This is a genomic window from Rubinisphaera italica, from assembly GCF_007859715.1.
Taxonomy (GTDB): Bacteria; Planctomycetota; Planctomycetia; order Planctomycetales; family Planctomycetaceae; genus Rubinisphaera; species Rubinisphaera italica.
In genome coordinates this window covers 3,299,901-3,317,337 of record NZ_SJPG01000001.1, presented here as the reverse complement: position 1 = coordinate 3,317,337, position 17,437 = coordinate 3,299,901, and the positions used below count along the sequence as shown (strand labels likewise).

Annotated in this window: 13 protein-coding genes; 10 read left to right on the top strand and 3 right to left on the bottom strand. The window is 48.8% G+C overall.

What is annotated here, in order from left to right:
• The first annotated feature begins 88 nt into the window (after nucleotides 1-88).
• Complete coding sequence (locus Pan54_RS12310) at nucleotides 89-1,219, top strand: glycosyltransferase (RefSeq protein ID WP_146503769.1); 1,131 nt, start codon at nucleotides 89-91, stop codon at nucleotides 1,217-1,219.
• Between the two features lie 30 nt (nucleotides 1,220-1,249).
• On the opposite strand, the gene Pan54_RS12305 is transcribed toward Pan54_RS12310, so the two are convergent.
• Both Pan54_RS12305 and Pan54_RS12300 read right to left on the bottom strand, forming a co-directional pair.
• The gene (locus tag Pan54_RS12305) at nucleotides 1,250-1,729 is read right to left on the bottom strand and encodes a metallophosphoesterase family protein (protein WP_146503768.1); all 480 of its coding nucleotides are present in this window, start codon (nucleotides 1,727-1,729) and stop codon (nucleotides 1,250-1,252) included.
• Between the two features lie 21 nt (nucleotides 1,730-1,750).
• Nucleotides 1,751-3,058: an enolase C-terminal domain-like protein gene (locus Pan54_RS12300; protein ID WP_242631296.1), complete on the bottom strand. Its 1,308-nt coding sequence runs from the start codon at nucleotides 3,056-3,058 to the stop codon at nucleotides 1,751-1,753.
• Nucleotides 3,059-3,635: 577 nt separating this feature from the next.
• On the opposite strand from Pan54_RS12300, the gene Pan54_RS12295 reads away from it, so the two are divergent.
• Nucleotides 3,636-5,330: a GspE/PulE family protein gene (locus Pan54_RS12295; RefSeq protein WP_146503767.1), complete on the top strand. Its 1,695-nt coding sequence runs from the start codon at nucleotides 3,636-3,638 to the stop codon at nucleotides 5,328-5,330.
• Between the two features lie 219 nt (nucleotides 5,331-5,549).
• On the opposite strand, the gene Pan54_RS12290 is transcribed toward Pan54_RS12295, so the two are convergent.
• Entirely contained in the window at nucleotides 5,550-5,741 is a 192-nt protein-coding gene (locus tag Pan54_RS12290) for a hypothetical protein (RefSeq protein ID WP_146503766.1), read from the bottom strand.
• A gap of 146 nt (nucleotides 5,742-5,887) precedes the next feature.
• Between Pan54_RS12290 and Pan54_RS12285 the strand changes: the two genes are divergently transcribed.
• From Pan54_RS12285 to Pan54_RS12250, 8 genes are all read left to right on the top strand, one after another.
• Nucleotides 5,888-7,006 (top strand): type IV pilus twitching motility protein PilT, encoded by a 1,119-nt coding sequence (locus Pan54_RS12285; RefSeq protein ID WP_146503765.1) that lies wholly within the window; start codon nucleotides 5,888-5,890, stop codon nucleotides 7,004-7,006.
• A gap of 56 nt (nucleotides 7,007-7,062) precedes the next feature.
• Nucleotides 7,063-8,769, top strand: a complete 1,707-nt coding sequence (locus Pan54_RS12280; RefSeq protein ID WP_146503764.1) for a GspE/PulE family protein — start codon at nucleotides 7,063-7,065, stop codon at nucleotides 8,767-8,769.
• A gap of 113 nt (nucleotides 8,770-8,882) precedes the next feature.
• A complete protein-coding gene (locus tag Pan54_RS12275) occupies nucleotides 8,883-10,133 on the top strand; it encodes a type II secretion system F family protein (protein ID WP_146503763.1) in 1,251 nt (416 codons plus the stop codon).
• A gap of 182 nt (nucleotides 10,134-10,315) precedes the next feature.
• Nucleotides 10,316-11,179: a type II secretion system protein gene (locus tag Pan54_RS12270; RefSeq protein ID WP_146503762.1), complete on the top strand. Its 864-nt coding sequence runs from the start codon at nucleotides 10,316-10,318 to the stop codon at nucleotides 11,177-11,179.
• Nucleotides 11,180-11,223: 44 nt separating this feature from the next.
• Nucleotides 11,224-12,372, top strand: coding sequence for a type II secretion system protein (locus tag Pan54_RS12265; RefSeq protein WP_165441752.1), 1,149 nt, complete (start codon nucleotides 11,224-11,226; stop codon nucleotides 12,370-12,372).
• A 103-nt stretch (nucleotides 12,373-12,475) separates the two neighbouring features.
• Nucleotides 12,476-13,747 carry a pilus assembly FimT family protein gene (locus Pan54_RS12260; RefSeq protein WP_146503760.1) on the top strand — a complete coding sequence of 424 codons (1,272 nt, stop codon included), beginning with the start codon at nucleotides 12,476-12,478 and terminating at the stop codon, nucleotides 13,745-13,747.
• 80 nt (nucleotides 13,748-13,827) lie between these two features.
• Nucleotides 13,828-15,273 carry a type IV pilus modification PilV family protein gene (locus Pan54_RS12255; protein WP_146503759.1) on the top strand — a complete coding sequence of 482 codons (1,446 nt, stop codon included), beginning with the start codon at nucleotides 13,828-13,830 and terminating at the stop codon, nucleotides 15,271-15,273.
• A gap of 231 nt (nucleotides 15,274-15,504) precedes the next feature.
• Nucleotides 15,505-17,409, top strand: coding sequence for a PulJ/GspJ family protein (locus tag Pan54_RS12250; protein WP_165441751.1), 1,905 nt, complete (start codon nucleotides 15,505-15,507; stop codon nucleotides 17,407-17,409).
• The last annotated feature ends 28 nt before the right edge of the window (nucleotides 17,410-17,437 follow it).

Below are 17,437 nucleotides of genomic sequence, written 5' to 3'. Positions count from 1 at the left end.
TATTTTCTCACGTTACAGGGGGACATGTTATCGAATCGAACCTATAATTTCTTTGCATCCCGCTCAGCAACCAAGATGACTGAATTTCATGAATACCGATTCTTCGCCCATCCCAATCCTGTTCTGCATCACGGAACTCGATCCCGGCGGAGCGGAGCGGGCCTTTGTGCATATTCTTTCCCGGCTCAATCGAACTCGCTGGAATCCCCGAGTCATTTGCCTGAGTGGTCAGGGAGAATTGGTTGAGGAACTGGAGCGGTTCAATATTGAAGTTATCTGCCTGAATGGAAGTCCTCGACGACCTTTACAGTTATTGTCTCGACTTTATCGAGAGATCAAACGGTTTCAGCCAGTTCTCATTCAATCATTTTTGTTTCATGCCAACATTCTAAGCCGGATTGCTGGCCGATTTGCGGGAACAGCCGCAATTGTCTCCGGAATTCGAGTCGCCGAGAAGCGGTCGACGTTCTATCTGAAACTCGACCGCTGGACGGAACGCTGGGCTACAAAGCACGTTTGTGTCAGTGAAGCGGTTCGCGAATTTTCGGGAGAGCAGGGCGGCTTAACGGCTGAAAAACTGATCGTGATCCCAAACGGTGTCGACCGCAATCGTTTTGAGAATGCAGCTCCGCTTACCAGAGCGAAAATAAAGAGTGCAGACTCAGACATATTGGCCCTGTTCGTAGGACGACTCGATTCGCAAAAGGGTGTTTCGGACCTGCTCGAAGTTGCAGCGCGATTGAAAGATGACGTTCCGCAGCTCAAATGGTTGATTGCTGGAACTGGTCCTGAAGAACATCGATTGAAAGAATTCGCGAATCAACTGGAGTTGACGGAGTCTGTTCAATTTCTTGGCCGACGAAACGATGTGCCTGAACTGATGAAAACGGCCGACCTGTTCGTGTTTCCTTCTCACTGGGAAGGAATGCCGAACGTGATTCTCGAAGCAATGGCTGCCCGATTGCCGATAGTCACGACCAATGTTGAAGGCATCGATCAGTTGTTGGAACACCAAGTTTCTGCAGAGATTGTTCCGATTGGTGATCTCGGAAAATTCTCTGCCAGCGTGCAGAAATTAATTCAAAATCCAGAACTTCGTCAGCAGTACGCCAGCAAGGCATGGGATCGTTTATCGACAGAATTCGATTGGCAATCCATTGCAGATCGCTATCAGAATTTATACGAACAACTCATCGCTAATGAACATTCGAAAAGGTGAGTTGTGTCAGTCCTGGTACGGGCGAAATTCTTATAATTCGATATGCTCAGCAACCATCGTATCGAGATCGACAATGGCAATCGTATGCGGATTCGCCCGGTGCAAGGCTCCCGGATTTAAGACGAGCGTCTCTCCGACTCGATGCTGTTCTTTGACATGCGTATGCCCATAACAGACGAGATCATAAATCCCGGCATTTGCCGTCTTATCAAGTCGGCCAGTTTCATGACTGTGCAGCAGGGCGATGAGTCGTTTGCCGATCGTAAAATCTCCAAACATTCCATGCCAGATTTGACCGGCTTTCTCGACGGTCAGTTTCATGAGATCGGGATTGTCACAATTGCCAGTGACAAAATGTGTTGGCCAGTCTGCAAAAAGTGGAACGATTTCGATGCCGCAGATGTCTCCACAATGCAACACGGCTTCCACATTCTGCTCTTTCAGAATCTCAATGGCCCGTTCCGTATTCGGAATATTTCCATGAGTATCGCTGACGACTCCAATTTTCATCGGTACTGAAATCCTTTCAAATCACGAATTTGGATCGCTCCAGTATTTCCCTTCTGGGAAACGGGCATTTTCAATCGATTTCTCGTGCATCGTAATACTGTAGCCTGGCGTCTGCGGTAGCAGGTAATGCCCATTTTGGATTTGAATCGGATCCAGGAAATGCTCATGGCAGGTGCCGGCGTGTTCGGCCATGCGATTTTCGAGTGAACCGGAAACGCAGAGATAATCGATGATCGAAAGATGCTGCACGTATTCGCAAAGGCCGACTCCGCCCGCATGAGGGCAAACCGGAACGTCATACTTAGCCGCCATTAACAATACAGCCAATACCTCATTCACTCCCCCGAGACGGCAGGCATCAATTTGACAAACCTGCATCGCATTGGCTTCCAGGAACTGCTTGAACATGATGCGGTTCGCGCAATGCTCGCCCCCCGCGACTCGAATTGGGTGTAATGCTTTGGCGATTTTTGCGTAGCCGAGGATGTCATCGGGACTGGTCGGCTCTTCAATCATCCAGGGATCGAACTCGGCTAACTGACGCATCCATTCGATAGCCGTCGAAACATCCCAGACCTGATTGGCATCGGTTAGCAATCTTCGGTCCGGCCCAATTTCCTCGCGAATGATCCGACATCGTCGCCGGTCATCTTCCAGGTCGCGGCCAACTTTAATTTTGAAAACTTCCCAGCCTTCACTCAGACGCTGCCGACACAGTTCCCGCAAACGTTCATCGGAGTAACCGAGCCAGCCTGCTGACGTTGTGTAAGCGGGATAGCCATCTCGTTCGAGAATCGAGAGTCGATCCGCCTGAGATTCTTTGAGCCGAGTCAGCATTGAGAGTGCTTCTTCCGGCGTCAGCACATCTGTCAGATAACGAAAATCGATGCAGTTGACGAATTGTTCCGGCGTGAAATCCGCCACTAGTTTCCACAGAGGCTTCTTTTCCGCCTTCGCCCACAAATCCCAAACCGCATTCACGATGGCAGCAGTCGCCAGATGAATGACCCCTTTTTCAGGCCCCAGCCAGCGGAGTTGACTGTCGGAGGTCATGTGCCGCCAGAAGCCTGCCATGTCTCCCGCAATTTTTTCCAGGCGCAGTCCGACAACTCGTGAACGCAGGGCTTCGACAGCCGCGGCACAAATTTCATTGCCCCGGCCAATCGTAAACGTGATTCCATGCCCGACGAGATCCGGATGATCCGTTTTCAAAGTGACATAAGCAACCGAATAATCTGGGGCTTCGTTCATCGCGTCCGAACCATCCAGTTCACGCGAGGTTGGAAAACGTAGGTCGTCGACTGTCAGATCAAGAATTTGAATCGTCACGGGCGCTATTCATTCAGTGAAAAAAGTGGAGTTTGGAATGATTGAGATTAACTTAAAGTCTTAATCCTATCTCATCACATTCCGTTTCGCATCCCTTAACATGAAGATAACCCACAAGATACAAATTGGAACGCTGCTCTATCTCAAAGTTGAAAAGGCACTCAGACTCAATGGCTGACATGAAATCACTGTGCTGAAGTTTGCTCGCGAATTCCGGACAGAAGCGGAAGAGCATTCTTGCAATTCCATTGTGATATGTGGAAGATAAAACAGTATCCTTTCTCAACAAATGGGCCATGTTGATTTGTCCTGATAAATCTTCGCGGGGTTCCCGTATGCAGGATTAAGTCTCATACAATAGCCAAATCTAATTTGTTTCCCTACTATGCTGAAAGTGTCTGGTCTCTCATTGAGGTGCGTTCGTAAGCTCAACGGGGTCAGGCGTCAATTAGACTGAGATTGTGTGATCGCTGCTTCAGGCAGTTTCTCACAATTGATTTTTGATGAAAATCTAACTGGCAGAATTCGACAGCGTTCAAAATTCTCGTTGTCACAATATCAATATAAGGTGAGGTCAATGGCAAAGTGGATGAAAAAGATGGTCAGCGATGGTCACATCAGCGCCGATCAACTTCAGGAAGCACTCGCGATATCCAAAAGCAAAGGGAAAAAGCCTGAAGCGATACTCCAGGAACTCGGCTACGTGACCAAGGATACTATGCGAGAGTATCAGTCGGCTGCCCTTGGCTACGAAATGATTGACCTGACCGCGATTGAACCCGATCCCTCAGTCATCGAACAGGTGCCGGAATCGGTTGCACGCGAAAATATCGTCTTCCCAGTCGAAATGCGAGGGGAATCGCTGGTTGTCGCAATGAACGACCCGATGAATCTCGAAGTGCTCGACAAGCTACGATTTATTCTGAATCGTGATATCCAGGTTGTCGTCGCCTCAATGGAGTCGATCCAGGCTGCGATTAACACGCATTACGGACAGCACGAGACGGAATCGGTTGATTCGATTATTGCCGAATTCACGGAAACGGCCATCGATTTTACGGAAACAGAACTTTCCGAAGCCGAAGCCGAAGCCGAAGCCGATGAAACCTCACCGATTGTGCGGCTGGTGAATCTGATTATTTCCGAAGCAATTAACATGCGTGCATCGGATATCCATGTCGAACCTTTTGATGACCGCATTCGTATTCGTTATCGAATCGATGGCGTGCTGGTCGAGCGCGACAGCCCGCCTAAACGTTTGCTCTCTGCGCTGACGTCTCGTATCAAGATTATGGGTTCGATCGATATTTCTGAAAAACGCCGGCCTCAGGATGGTCGAATTAAAACTCGGGTGGGCGGACGAGAGTTCGATTTGCGAGTCAGTATTCTACCGACACACTACGGGCAGGCAGTGGTCATGCGTATCCTGGATCGAGACAACATTAAGGTTGGTATTCGTAATCTTGGATTTAGTGAACTCAATTACAGGAACTTCCTGAAAATCATTCGCCGCCCGAACGGAATTTTTCTAGTGACCGGCCCGACGGGTAGTGGTAAGACGACGACTCTGTACAGTGCATTGGGTGAACTTAATCGTCCGGATCGAAAGATTATTACCGCTGAAGATCCGGTCGAATATTACCTGCCTGGTATTAATCAGGTGGAGGTGAAGCACAATATTGGAATGACATTCGCCCGTATTATTCGCGCGATGCTTCGTCAGGCACCGAACGTCATCCTTGTGGGTGAAATTCGAGATACGGAGACTGGGGAAATGGCTATCCAGGCTTCTTTGACTGGACACTTAGTTTTCAGTACACTTCACACGAACGATGCGCCCGGTTCTATTACACGTTTGATTGACATGGGTGTTCAGCCGTTCCTGGTTGCTTCAAGTATTATGGCGGCTATGGCACAGCGCCTGGTGCGAGTTATTTGTCCGAAATGTAAACAGGCGTATATCCCTGAGCCGTCTGAGGTTGAAGAGTTTGGGATCGCGCAAGACGTTATTGATTCCGGGGAATTCTTCCGCGGCAAGGGGTGTAATCATTGTCAGCATACGGGCTATCGTGGTCGCCGGGCGGTGTTCGAATTGATGATGATGAACTCGGCAATTCGGGAAATGGCCTTCAATAGTGAGCCGACTCAGAATATCAGACGTCAGGCGCGATTGTTCGGCATGAAGACACTTGTTGAAGATGCAGTAGATAAGGCTATACAAGGAGTTACGACGTTTTCTGAGGCTTATAAGCTGAAGTCGGGTGGGCATTGATCAAGCGTGGTTGATGCGTGTTGTGGCTTGTGGTTTGGTATAGGTGTAGTCTGATTTGTTCGATGTGTGGATTTGTGTTTCCAGGGCATGTTATTCATCGCTTGGGAATTGAAGGGTCAGGTCGAAGTTCCGTTTGTGGGGTGGTCAAGTTTCGTGATGTCAGATCGGGATTGGTGAGGCCCTGGTTTGTTTGAGGGTCTCCTGTGCTGGGTGAGTTCGTTAGAGGCGAGAGGTGAGGACCCCGGTGTTTTCGGTTTGTGGTAATTTCTTGAGTTGTTGTGTGAAGTCTCGAATAATCATTTTGTCGGGAATCTTTTTTGATTTATTTTTTACTTGAAGTTTTTCGGGAATCAAATTGAAGAGCGTGAGTCGACTGTTTCTGGTCAACGCTTGGGTATCAGCTGTTTTCATGACAGCACATATAAAAGGGTTTGAAGATCGCTTCTCCAGTTGGGTAAATGATCTTCCTTTTCAGAGTTTATTCTTCTCTTCATCAAAAATATACGTTTTGGTCTCACAACACTCTCTTGTCGTTGAGTTGGTTGTAAAGGATTTCTATGTCGACAATACAAATTGACAAATTGCTCGAAACCGTAGTTAAAGAACGGGTCAGCGATTTGCATATAACGACTGAGCAGCCTCCCGTTGTGCGATCGGGCGGACGAATGGTGCGGCTCGAGACGAAGACGCTTACGCCAGACGATACTGTCTCCTTAATGAAAAGTATTACGCCTGAGCGAAATCAGCAGGAGTTGCAAGAAGTTGGAGGGACGGACTTTGGTTTTGCGTTTGGAGATAAAGCTCGTTTCCGTGTCGCGGTGTTTAAGCAGCGTGGCCAGATTGGAATGGTGCTGCGGCGAATTCCGAATGAGTTTTTGACATTCGAACAGCTGGGGCTGCCTCCCATTATCGCAGATTTGATCAAGCGGCCTCGTGGATTGTTTCTGGTGACCGGGCCAACCGGTTCCGGCAAGACGACCAGTCTGGCCAGTATGATCAACTACATGAACGATGAAATGGATCATCATATTATTACGCTGGAAGATCCGATCGAGTATTACCACAAGCATAAAAAGTGCACGATCAATCAGCGGGAGATCGGTGTTGACGTTCCCGACTTCCCGGAAGCGTTACGGCGAGCTCTGCGAATGGATCCTGATGTGATTCTCGTGGGGGAAATGCGAGATCTGGATACGATTTCAGCTGCGATTACAGCTGCGGAAACGGGGCACGTTGTGTTCGGAACCCTGCATACAACGGGTGCTCAGGGAACGGTCGATCGAATTATCGACGTGTTTCCAACCACGCAGCAGGAGCAGATTCGTACACAGTTGTCTGTGGCGATTATTGGCGTGTTGAGTCAGGCGTTGATTCCCAAGAAGCCGAAGGGGTTGGTTGCTGCTTACGAGTTGCTTGTCGTTACGCCAGCTATTGCGAACCTGATTCGTGAAGCCAAGACTTATCGTATCAATTCAAGTATTCAAACGGGTCGTAAATACGGCATGCAGTTGCTGGACGATGCCTTGTTCAATCTCTGGAAAACAGGACTGAGCGACGAGAACGATGTCGTTATGAAGTCAAACAACCCTGGTGAGTTGAAGGCGAAAATCACAATGGCCAAGAAAGGCCTGCTGGAAGATGACGAAGACGATGATGATGACGATGATGATTATTAAACAACAGGGGTAGAACTGCGGTAAACGAAGTCACGTTAAAATGAGTTGGGTAGATTATGGCACGTCGTAAACTTGGACAGGTTCTGGTCGATCTCGGTTATATGTCCGACGATCAACTCTGGGATGTTCTGGAAGAACAGAATCAAAGCCCCGGGGAATTGATTGGGCAGGTAGCCGTTCGCATGGGGTTCGTTACGGATTCCCAGGTGACCGAAGCTCTGGCCGAGCAGCACGGCATGCCGGTCGTGAATCTGGCCGAAACAAACATTCCTCCCAAGGTTCTGGAACTTGTTCCGGAAACGATGGCGGCTGTTTACAAAATCGTGCCCATCTCAATGAAAGATAATGTCCTGACTGTTGCCATGGCCAATCCCGGCAATGTTGCTGCACTGGATGACTTGAGAAACTTTCTCGGAGTTGATGTTCGCGGAGCCGTCTCTTCTTTATCTGATGTCGAGACTGCAATTGCCAAGGTTTATGCAGGGCATGAGGACAGTATTGAGGATGTCATCGGGCAGCTCGAATCCGGGCATGAAGATGATGGTAAAATACGTGGGATCGACATTGGCGATATGGATCAGATGTCCGATGCCGCTCCTATTCGTAAATTGTTGAACATGATTCTCTTGTTGGCGATTAAGGATCAGGCAAGCGATATTCACTTTGAGCCATTTGAAGATGAATTCAAAGTGCGTGTCAAAGCGGATGGGGTTCTGTATGAAATGGTGCCTCCTCCGCGTCATCTGGCCAATGCAATTGTATCACGTATCAAGGTGATGTCGGAACTCGATATTGCCGAGCGTCGGCTACCACAGGATGGTCGAATCGAATTGAATGTCGGGGGAAATCCGGTCGACTTGCGTGTTTCGGTTTTGCCGACAATTAACGGCGAATCGGTCGTCATGCGAGTGCTTGATCGTACGGTGATTCAGCTCGATTTGAACAAAATCGGAATGGATGCCAATACACTGAGCCGCTTCCGTCGCATGTTGAAATTGCCAAACGGAATTGTACTGGTGACTGGGCCGACCGGTTCGGGAAAAACAACCACATTATACTCGGCTCTTAATGAGTTGAACGATATCGAGACGAAGGTGATTACCACCGAAGACCCGATTGAGTATGAAATTGACGGCCTTATTCAGGTGCCGGTGAATGCCGACATTGATGTGACGTTTTCGAATGTGTTGCGGGCAATACTTCGGCATGATCCCGATAAAATTCTCATCGGGGAAATTCGAGACTTTGAAACGGCGGAAATTGCGGTGCAGTCGGCTTTGACGGGGCACCTTGTGTTCAGCACGCTGCACACGAACGATGCTCCTTCTGCTGTGACGCGACTTCGCGACATGGGAATTCAACCGTTCCTGATTACTGCGACCGTCGAAGGGATTCTGGCTCAACGGCTCGTCCGCATGATTTGCAAAGAATGCCGGTCTGAGTTTGAGCCCTCCGATGATCTGCTGATGGAATTGCAGTTGCCGATTCAGCAGGCACGAAAATACAAATTCTACTACGGGAAGGGTTGTCCCCGCTGTAATAACGGTGGCTACAAAGGCCGAACCGGAATTTACGAACTGATGACCATCGACGACGATATTCGTGACATGATTTCAAACAATTCGTCTGTCGATGATATGCGAAATCTTGCCCGCGGCCAGGGGATGACCACGCTGAGGGAATCGGGCCTGAAATTAATTTTCGATGGTGTTTCCACTATTGATGAAGTCGTGCGGGAAACAGTCATGGAAGATCTTGAATAAGTGATTGAGTGACATCCTTTGTATAAGACATGTGACTCGCAAGAAGTTTATTGACACCGGAATAATTCACTGAGTTCCCGAGACAATCGGGGCAACTTTTACGGAGCAGGACCATGCCAACATTCGTCTACGAGGCGATGGACAACACCGGTTTGGAAGTCAAGGAAACGATCGAGGCGGGTTCCGAACAGGAAGCTCAGCAGAAGATTCGTGAGAAGGGATTCTTCGTCACGAAAATTCAGGAAAAGAGCACCAAGAAGAAAAAAGAAAAAAACAAAGTCGCCGCCAAAACAGACAAGCAGGGGAAGAAAAAAACCTTTGCGATGGGCAAAGTGAAGGCCAAGAAACTCTGTGCATTCACTCGCCAGCTGTCGACTTTGCAGGATGCCGGTCTGCCGATTTTGCGATCGCTCCGTATTCTGGAGTCACAGGCAAAACCTGGTCCCCTTAAGAATTCACTCATCGGCGTTATTGATGATGTTGAATCGGGTAACACGCTTTCCGAAGCAATGGCCCGTCAGCCGAAGGCGTTCGATAACCTGTACGTCAACATGGTGAAAGCCGGGGAGGCGGGCGGGGCGTTGGAGGTCATTTTACAACGTCTGGCTGAGTTCAAGGAAAAATCACAAAGCCTGAAACGTAAAGTTCAGGGAGCCATGATTTATCCGGTATCGGTTATCACCGTCGCGGCTGGTATCGTCGGTTTCATTATGTATTTCATTATTCCGAAGTTTAAGGAAATTTTCCTCGGCTTCGGTATCGATCTCCCTGCAATTACCGTCCTGCTGATCACTATCAGCGATATCGTTGTCACCTACTTCTATCTCATCCCGGCGATTCCGTTTGCCTTGATTCTGATGTTGAAGATTATCAGGAAGAATAAAACAGGGGCCTACGTGACCGACTGGCTGGCACTCAAGATTCCGATCCTGGGGCTGATTCTGAAAAAATCGACCACGGCTCGAACCTGTCGTACACTCGGTACACTGATCGCTTCCGGAGTGCCGATTCTCGAAGCCCTTTCGATCTCCCGCGATACGGCTGGAAACCATGTGTTCCGCAACGCGTTCGATCATATTTATGCAGCGATTCGTGAAGGGGAATCGATGGCGGTTCCTCTGAAGGAAACAGGCATCGTCGATGACATCGTCGTCAACATGGTCGACGTCGGTGAAGAAACCGGTGCCTTGGATAACATGCTTTATAAAGTTGCCGACGTGTACGAAGAAGAAGTGGAAGTCCTCGTCGAAGGTTTGATCAACATGCTCGAACCGATCATGGTGGTTGTCCTCGGTTTGATCGTCGGTTTCATTGTCATCGCGTTGTTTTATCCACTGATTCAGCTGATGAACGATCTGAGTTAGAGTGTCCAGAGACAAGGGGCCAGAGGCCAGGGGGCTGCGACGAGGTATTTGGTATCTCGCGCAGCCAGACTGGAGACCTCTCAAAGAAGTTCTCATGAAAATAAATACGCGGGCTGCGTAAGTAACACTATTAAAACACTGGCCACTAGCCACTCAACACTGGCCATTCCAAGGAGACCGTCATGCACCGCAGCAATCGGATGCAACCGAATCAAAATCGCCGTCATAGCGGCTTCACGTTAATCGAACTGCTGGTCGCGATAAGTATTGTGGCGCTTCTGGCGGGCTTACTGCTTTCCGGCGTCGGTAGTGGAATATCGGCTGTCAATAAAGCCAAGGCCGCTAATGAATTGAGAAATCTGGAAACGGCACTGGCGTCGTTTCATTCGGAATTCGGAATGTATCCCCCGAGTGCCATTACTCTTCATGAAGCACCGGCTGGCTGGAATGGCGATGCTCGCAGTAAGAATCTGATTCAGAAATTATGGCCATCATTCGACTTCACGATCACAAGAAATATCAATTCTGACAATAGCACAGATGTATCGATCGATTTGAATGGCGCAGAATGTTTAGCGTTTTTTCTCGGAGGAATTCCACAGAGTGGGGCGCTCATCGGTTTTTCCAAAAATCCAGCCAACCCGTTTTCAAGAACTGGAAATAATCGTACTGGGCCGTTCCATGAATTTATCGCCAGTCGTTTTGTTGATAAGGATTCGGATGATATCCCAGAGTATGTCGATACCTTTGCCGGCCAGACCTCGCCCATTGTTTACTTCAGCAGTTATGATGGACGGGGCTACCGCAGTTCAGAAATCACTCCTCTTTTAGCTAATGGTATTTATCGACAGGGAAAAGAAACGGATCCTACCATGGGGCAACCCGATGATACCACACCTTGGAAAGAAAAAACCTTCCAGTTGATTTCTCCAGGTCAGGATGGCTTATACGGCACCGGTGGCTATTACAGTCCGGATGATACCTCTGGATTGTCAGAAGAAGATGCCGACAACCTGACCAACTTTACGACCGGTACTTTGAAATAATGTCAGCACTGTTTCCAGATGGACAACAGAAACAGAGGATACTCATGTTTAATTCCATTCGACAACCAGAAAACCACATGCAGGTTGAACTTCGAGAGAAGTTATCACGTTCCGGTTTTACGATGATAGAACTGCTGGTCGCGATTGGGCTGATCGTCATTCTTTCAGGCATTCTCTTAGTAACGCTGGGCAGAACTTTGACCAGTTCCAAAGAGAAAGCCACGCGGGTTACGTTGCAGAAAATCAATGAGATTCTCAAACAGCAACAGGTTGAGTTCAATACAGCAATGCAACGAACCCCTTCGCGAGCGACACAGGATCCTTGTTTAGGCTCGATTGATGTCGACGCCAATCTGGCGGCTCTACTGGAACGCAAAAGGCTCTTTCGACAGGCATTCCCACAGCGGTTTGCTGATTTAGTGGGACCAGGAGGAGCCTTTTTGGGAGGCGGGAATCTTGGGACGATTGTTGCCACAGAAATTGCCAAAATTACTGCTGAAAAGCAAGCAGTCGATCCAACATGGATATTTTTTGATGATCCTGGACCTCCTTTTAGAGCAGGTCAACATAAAGTCGAGACAGAGAGTTCCGAATTATTGTATTTGCTCATCTCAAAAGGCTCTGCCTTTACAACCGCATCCGCAGATGCCGCGGAGTTCAAACCGACGGAATTGAAAGATACGGATGGCGATGGCCTGATGGAACTGGTCGATGCCTGGGGAGAACCTCTGCAGTTCTATCGCTGGCCGACACGTTTGTTGCGTCCCAACTTTGCACCGGGGGCTGCCGCGTTTGATGCGGAAACTCCAGCTGATTCTCTGCGTCCACTGATACCAACAGTGCAGTCCGTGTATTGGACATTGCTGGCCAATGGAAATCTGGATCGTGCGACACTGGCACGCGATCAGGATGATCCCACTGCTCTTATTTATCGATTCCTGCAGAATCAACAGAGTGCACGAACGAAAATTTTGGGCGTGGAATCGAATGGATCAGACTTCTGCACGTTCCATACACCTGAAACCTATACCGCAATGATGGTCGTTTCGTCCGGGCCAGACTTGGAACTGGGATTGTATGAACCGACAGATGTGACCAATTTCGGGCATCTGGCACAACCAATAGACAAACCCTCTGTCGCAGCCGAGGGGGCTTTGAATGATAACCTGACCAACTTGAAATCCGAGGAATGATGGGCCTGATCTGTTTTCAGATCAACATCGAACGGAATTTGAAACGGCATCTGCCTTAATTGGGCCGCCAGTTTTGAGTCCAACAGACATCGGAAACTATGATATGAAATTCTCAAACTCTCAAACTATGAAACGCAGCGGATTCACGCTGATCGAACTGCTGGTCGCGGTCACGATCTTCGTCATCCTTACGGCTCTGGTCGTCGGCTCGTTCAATCTCAATATCGGGAATGAGCGAGTCCGTTCGGCGGCTCGTCAACTGCAGGCAACTTTTGAAGGTGCTCGTTCTCGAGCCTTCAAGTTGCAGCGACCCGTGGGGGTGCGATTTATTTTTGATGAAGCTTATCCTGGTGAAGTGAATGCGTTACTGCTGGTCTCTTCGGTTTCCGATGCCGGTGGCAATCTGTATGAAACGGGCCGCCTGCGTTTTGTCGATCGAGCCACCGATGGCGATCCGACTATGGTGGCTGCTTACGACAAAGCCATCCAATATGTCCCTTCAACAACCGGGATTTCCTGGACCGATATGAACAGTCTGGACATGTTGCGAGCGGGAATGCGTATTCGAATTCCAGCCGAAACGGGTTCCTGGTACACCATCTCTTCCAGCAATTTTCTGACGGACGCTAACCGCAAGATCATGCGGCTTAACGAACCGCCTCTGGATCAATCCAACTTTGCTCCTGTTGGGAGCAACTATACAAATAATGGTGCCACTACGACGTACGAAATTGATCTAACCAGTGTCATGATCCCGCTTCAAGGGGAAGAGGCGATTTCATTACCAAATGGTGTTGTGATTGATTTGTATAGCAGCAAGGTTCCTTCAAACTGGCGCACTAATAGCTGGGCTCCTGGGGTGACTTATAGTGTTGGTGATTGGATTTCAGTCGTTTCACAGAGCAATGTTCAGCGATTGTATCGAGCAGAGACAACTGGGGCTTCAGGAGCCACTCCACCCAATTGGGATACTGCGACTGCTGTGAACAGTACAATTGTTGATGGTGGGGTGACATGGCGATGTTATCAAACACCTCAGTATGACGTCATCTTCACTCCTCAGGGAAATCTGTATGGGCCAGTTGCAGCAGAAGGCGTGTTACACTTTGTCATTGCAGAAACTCGTGATACCCGAGCAATTTTTGAAGATTATCCAACCTTAGGCGACGTCACAATTGGCACGACAGCCAGAGACCTGACGGATCGTGATGGTGATGGCAGTCCCGATCACGTGGGAGCTTATCGAATCGTGTCGGTGTTCGGTGCGAGTGGGTCTGTGAATGTAAGTCCCATCGATCAAACTGATACTTCACCAGCAGATGGCATTGCAGATGACTTATACAATTTCGCAATCCAGGGTGCAGCGGCTAAGTGACGATTTTCCGTTGATAAAAGCATTCAACCAAGCAGTACAAAGCGAAACAGTACCGGGCATTACCGCTGGGGGCGGTTATTATGAAGTGTGTTATTCGACAATTTGAAATCAATGCTGGTTGTCAGCCACTGGATATGGAATCCAGGAGTGGTGCGACGCTGGTGGAAATTCTGATGTCGCTCTTGATTATGGGCATCGGTCTGGTCTCGGTCGCTTCACTTTTTCCGATCGCGGTCCTGCGTTCCATTCAGGCAACTCAACTGACTAACGCGGCTCTACTGAATTATCAATGTGAAGACTACGTGCGTGCGTTTCCCGGTTTGACACGAAACAATTTTAACGGCACAAATACGATTCCCAATATTGAGTACACTCCCGCTTCCAAAGCCTGGAGGCGGATTGGAGTCGATGAAACGAATACCAACGACGTCTTTCCACCTGGGGGAACGCCGGGCAATGGTGTGCCGGACTGGATGGACTTTCTGGCGTTGAGTACTCCGAAAGTGGTGACTGTAGTTGACCCTGTCGGTGTGCTGCTGAATTCCTCAGGGGATGCGACCGTCTATGGCAAAGACATTTTCAATTTACACACTGTTCAAGACTCGCTGTTTCAGATTGATCGCAAGAACGGGGGCTTCAACTTTGCGAGTTCCATTCAGAAAAATCAGGCACTCAGTATGTTTTCGTCCAACGACAGTTGGTCGCAGGCTTACTCCTCCATTGAAGTCACTAAGACAAGTGCGACAGTCTTAACTTTGGCCGATATCACTGCGGAAGACATTTCGGTCATTCAAAGTTCACTGAGTTCAAATGTGACAGTGAGAGCGGTTGTGTTTGACGTCAATGGGAAGCAGTCACATTCCAGTCTGATTGCTTCGACTTCAGGTCAGACGATCACACTGGCCACTGCTATTCCAAATAATGGAATGTTTAATGTGATTTCAGAAGTCATCATTGAAACATTCGAGCCACGATACAGTTGCATGATTACTGTCCGTCGGCAATTGATGTCGCTCGGGCCAGCTGGAACACCCGGAGAAGACCTGGTCGATGATGATAACTTCGATGGTGATAACGACAACACGACTAACGAGGACGACAGAAACGAAATCGGCTGGCCGGGAACAGATGACCGCGTTCGGAATATTGGAGCGAATCTGGTGGTCTTTTTTCGACGTGATTTTTCACCGCTGGCCGAGCAGGTTTATGAGGCGGGGAATCTGCGGAAAGGCTTGCTTGTCGGTCAGTCGACTGCTCAACCTCAGCAGGTGACGATTCGCTGGGACAGCACGAATGAAGACTCGAAGCCGAAGTTGAAAGAGGGGGGCTTCGTGTTTGATGTGACGAATGGCTACTGGTATCAGATCCGGACCATTCTGATTGAACAGCGGGCTTCGCAGAATCCACGAAATACAGTCAACAATGTCGAAGCGGTTATTCTGCTCGATCAGCCGCCACAGGCGAACGGTAACTTTCTGATGGTCCCGGAAAACGTCGTCGAAGTCTTCGACTACCCGGGCTTCTAATAAAAATTGATATCGAATCGTAACGAAATAATTTTACCACAGAGACACAGAGATCACAGAGAAGAAGAGATTTGTATCGGAGAAGAAATCGTTTTAGAGGTAATTTTGTTTCTCAGCTCTCCGTGTCCTCTGTGTCTCTGTGGTAAATTCAAAATCTGAAACCAGACAGTCGAAATCAGACTCAATCACTCAAAATCCTTGATGGGCTTTACTCAAAAACGAATTGTAATCATGTTGAATTCCAATCAAGACAACCTGTTCATACCTGTGGCTGATCATGGTCGCAGAGATCACGGTGGCAACGTTGATGTCACTCGCCGTTCCGGTTTTACGTTGACCGAAATGCTGGTGGCGGTTGGGTTGCTGCTGGTGATCATGCTGATCTTTTCGCAGATCTTCTCACTGGCTGTCACTGCGATGACGCGTCAGAAGGGATTGGCGAATAACGATCAGCGGGCGCGAACTGCGTTTACTGTTCTCGATGCCGACCTCAAACGGATGTCCTATCGCTCTGTTCCAGGGCAGGGGGGTGTCGTGCCGCTTGTGCCGGGATTGCGGTACAACGGGGAAGCGAGTGCGACCGAACAGCAAGGTTATATCTATTATTCCGAGAACGATCCGAATCTCGATACCGACGATGTGCTGCAGTTTACGGTTGATGCCTCGGTGACCGGAAAGTATCCCGGTGCGCAGCGTTATGCCGGTCAAAATGTTTTGCCGTATTATGGTCGGGGAGCATCTCTTGATAACAATACGGGACGTCGCGATCAACCCGACTGGGATGACGGGACCCCGGGAGACAATGTCGGTTCGTCCGAGCAGGCCGAAGTGGCCTACTTTCTGCGAAACGGCACACTCTATCGACGTGTCTGTCTGCTGAGAAATAACAAAGTAGGCGTGCCGATTAATATGGCTCAGTTCGATCAGGGAAACCAAACGGCTCTGGCACAGCCTGGGTATTTACCATCGTCTCAATTTGACGATGGCGGAACGTTCAAAGATATTCCGTTCGATATGATGCGGAGTTTTCCGGCTGCTGGAAATTTCTATACGAGTTTCGACTACTCGGCTCATTATGCCACCTCCCCTTATGATGCCATCATTTCAACAATCGTGACCAATGTCGCACCGCCCACATACGGAACACCATTGGCTGTGTTTCATGGAAGTCTAAGTAACTCAGCCACGGACAACTGGCCGTTGGGAGTTCCCCATTTCCGGTTTGGTTTCAATAACGATACGAATACAAACCCGAATATGCGGGGAAGGCCACGAGAGTATATTGCCGGGACATTGGGCACCGCTTTTCATGGACGATATACGCATGAAGAAACCTCCAATCTGAGTTTTAAATACCCACAGACTCTTACGGGAAATGTGTTCGCCAAAGATGATTTTGATATTGCCACGTTTCGTGCCACTGGTCGCGTGCCTGCATTTGCAAATGGTTCTCGTCGCGGGGCTGATATCCTGATGTCGAATGTTCACAGCTTCGATGTGCAGGTCTGGGACGCGAATGCCTTCGGTGGAGTTGGTGGATTCGTCAACATTGGCGATGGAAACAGTGTCGATTTCGCTCCCGCCGCCCGTTTGAATGGTGGGAGCACAGGCTATGGTTCCATAGACGGGATTGATGATGGAAACCCGGTTGCCACAAATGGAAACAATGTTCTGGATACCTGGCATTCGGTTGCGGATATCAATACGACTCTCGGTTTACAGCCTGTAGGAACTGGGCAAGCTCCGTTCGTACCTAAGCTAATTACTACTACTATTGATGATTGGATGCTAAATACTACTTATAATGTTGGTGATATTGTCGTCCCTTCAAATGCTTATCGAACGAATCCCGCCAATAATTATTCTCGTGTAAATCGAGCTGTCTACTACCGTTGTGTTTTTTCAGATGATGGTGCAGGAAATCCTGGACAATCAGATGCTACAGAACTGGCGAATTGGCCAACAGATGTGTTAGTCGGCCCCATTGCGGAGGCTAATGGTGAGATTCAATGGCAAATTGTCGATAACCGCAAACCAATCAGAGCCTTACGCGTCATTATTCGATTCATCGATCCTCTCTCGCGTCAATTGCGGCAGGTGACGATGGTGCATTCTCTGAATGAAGATGACATTTAACGATCAATCAAACTGAAAATAACTTGAG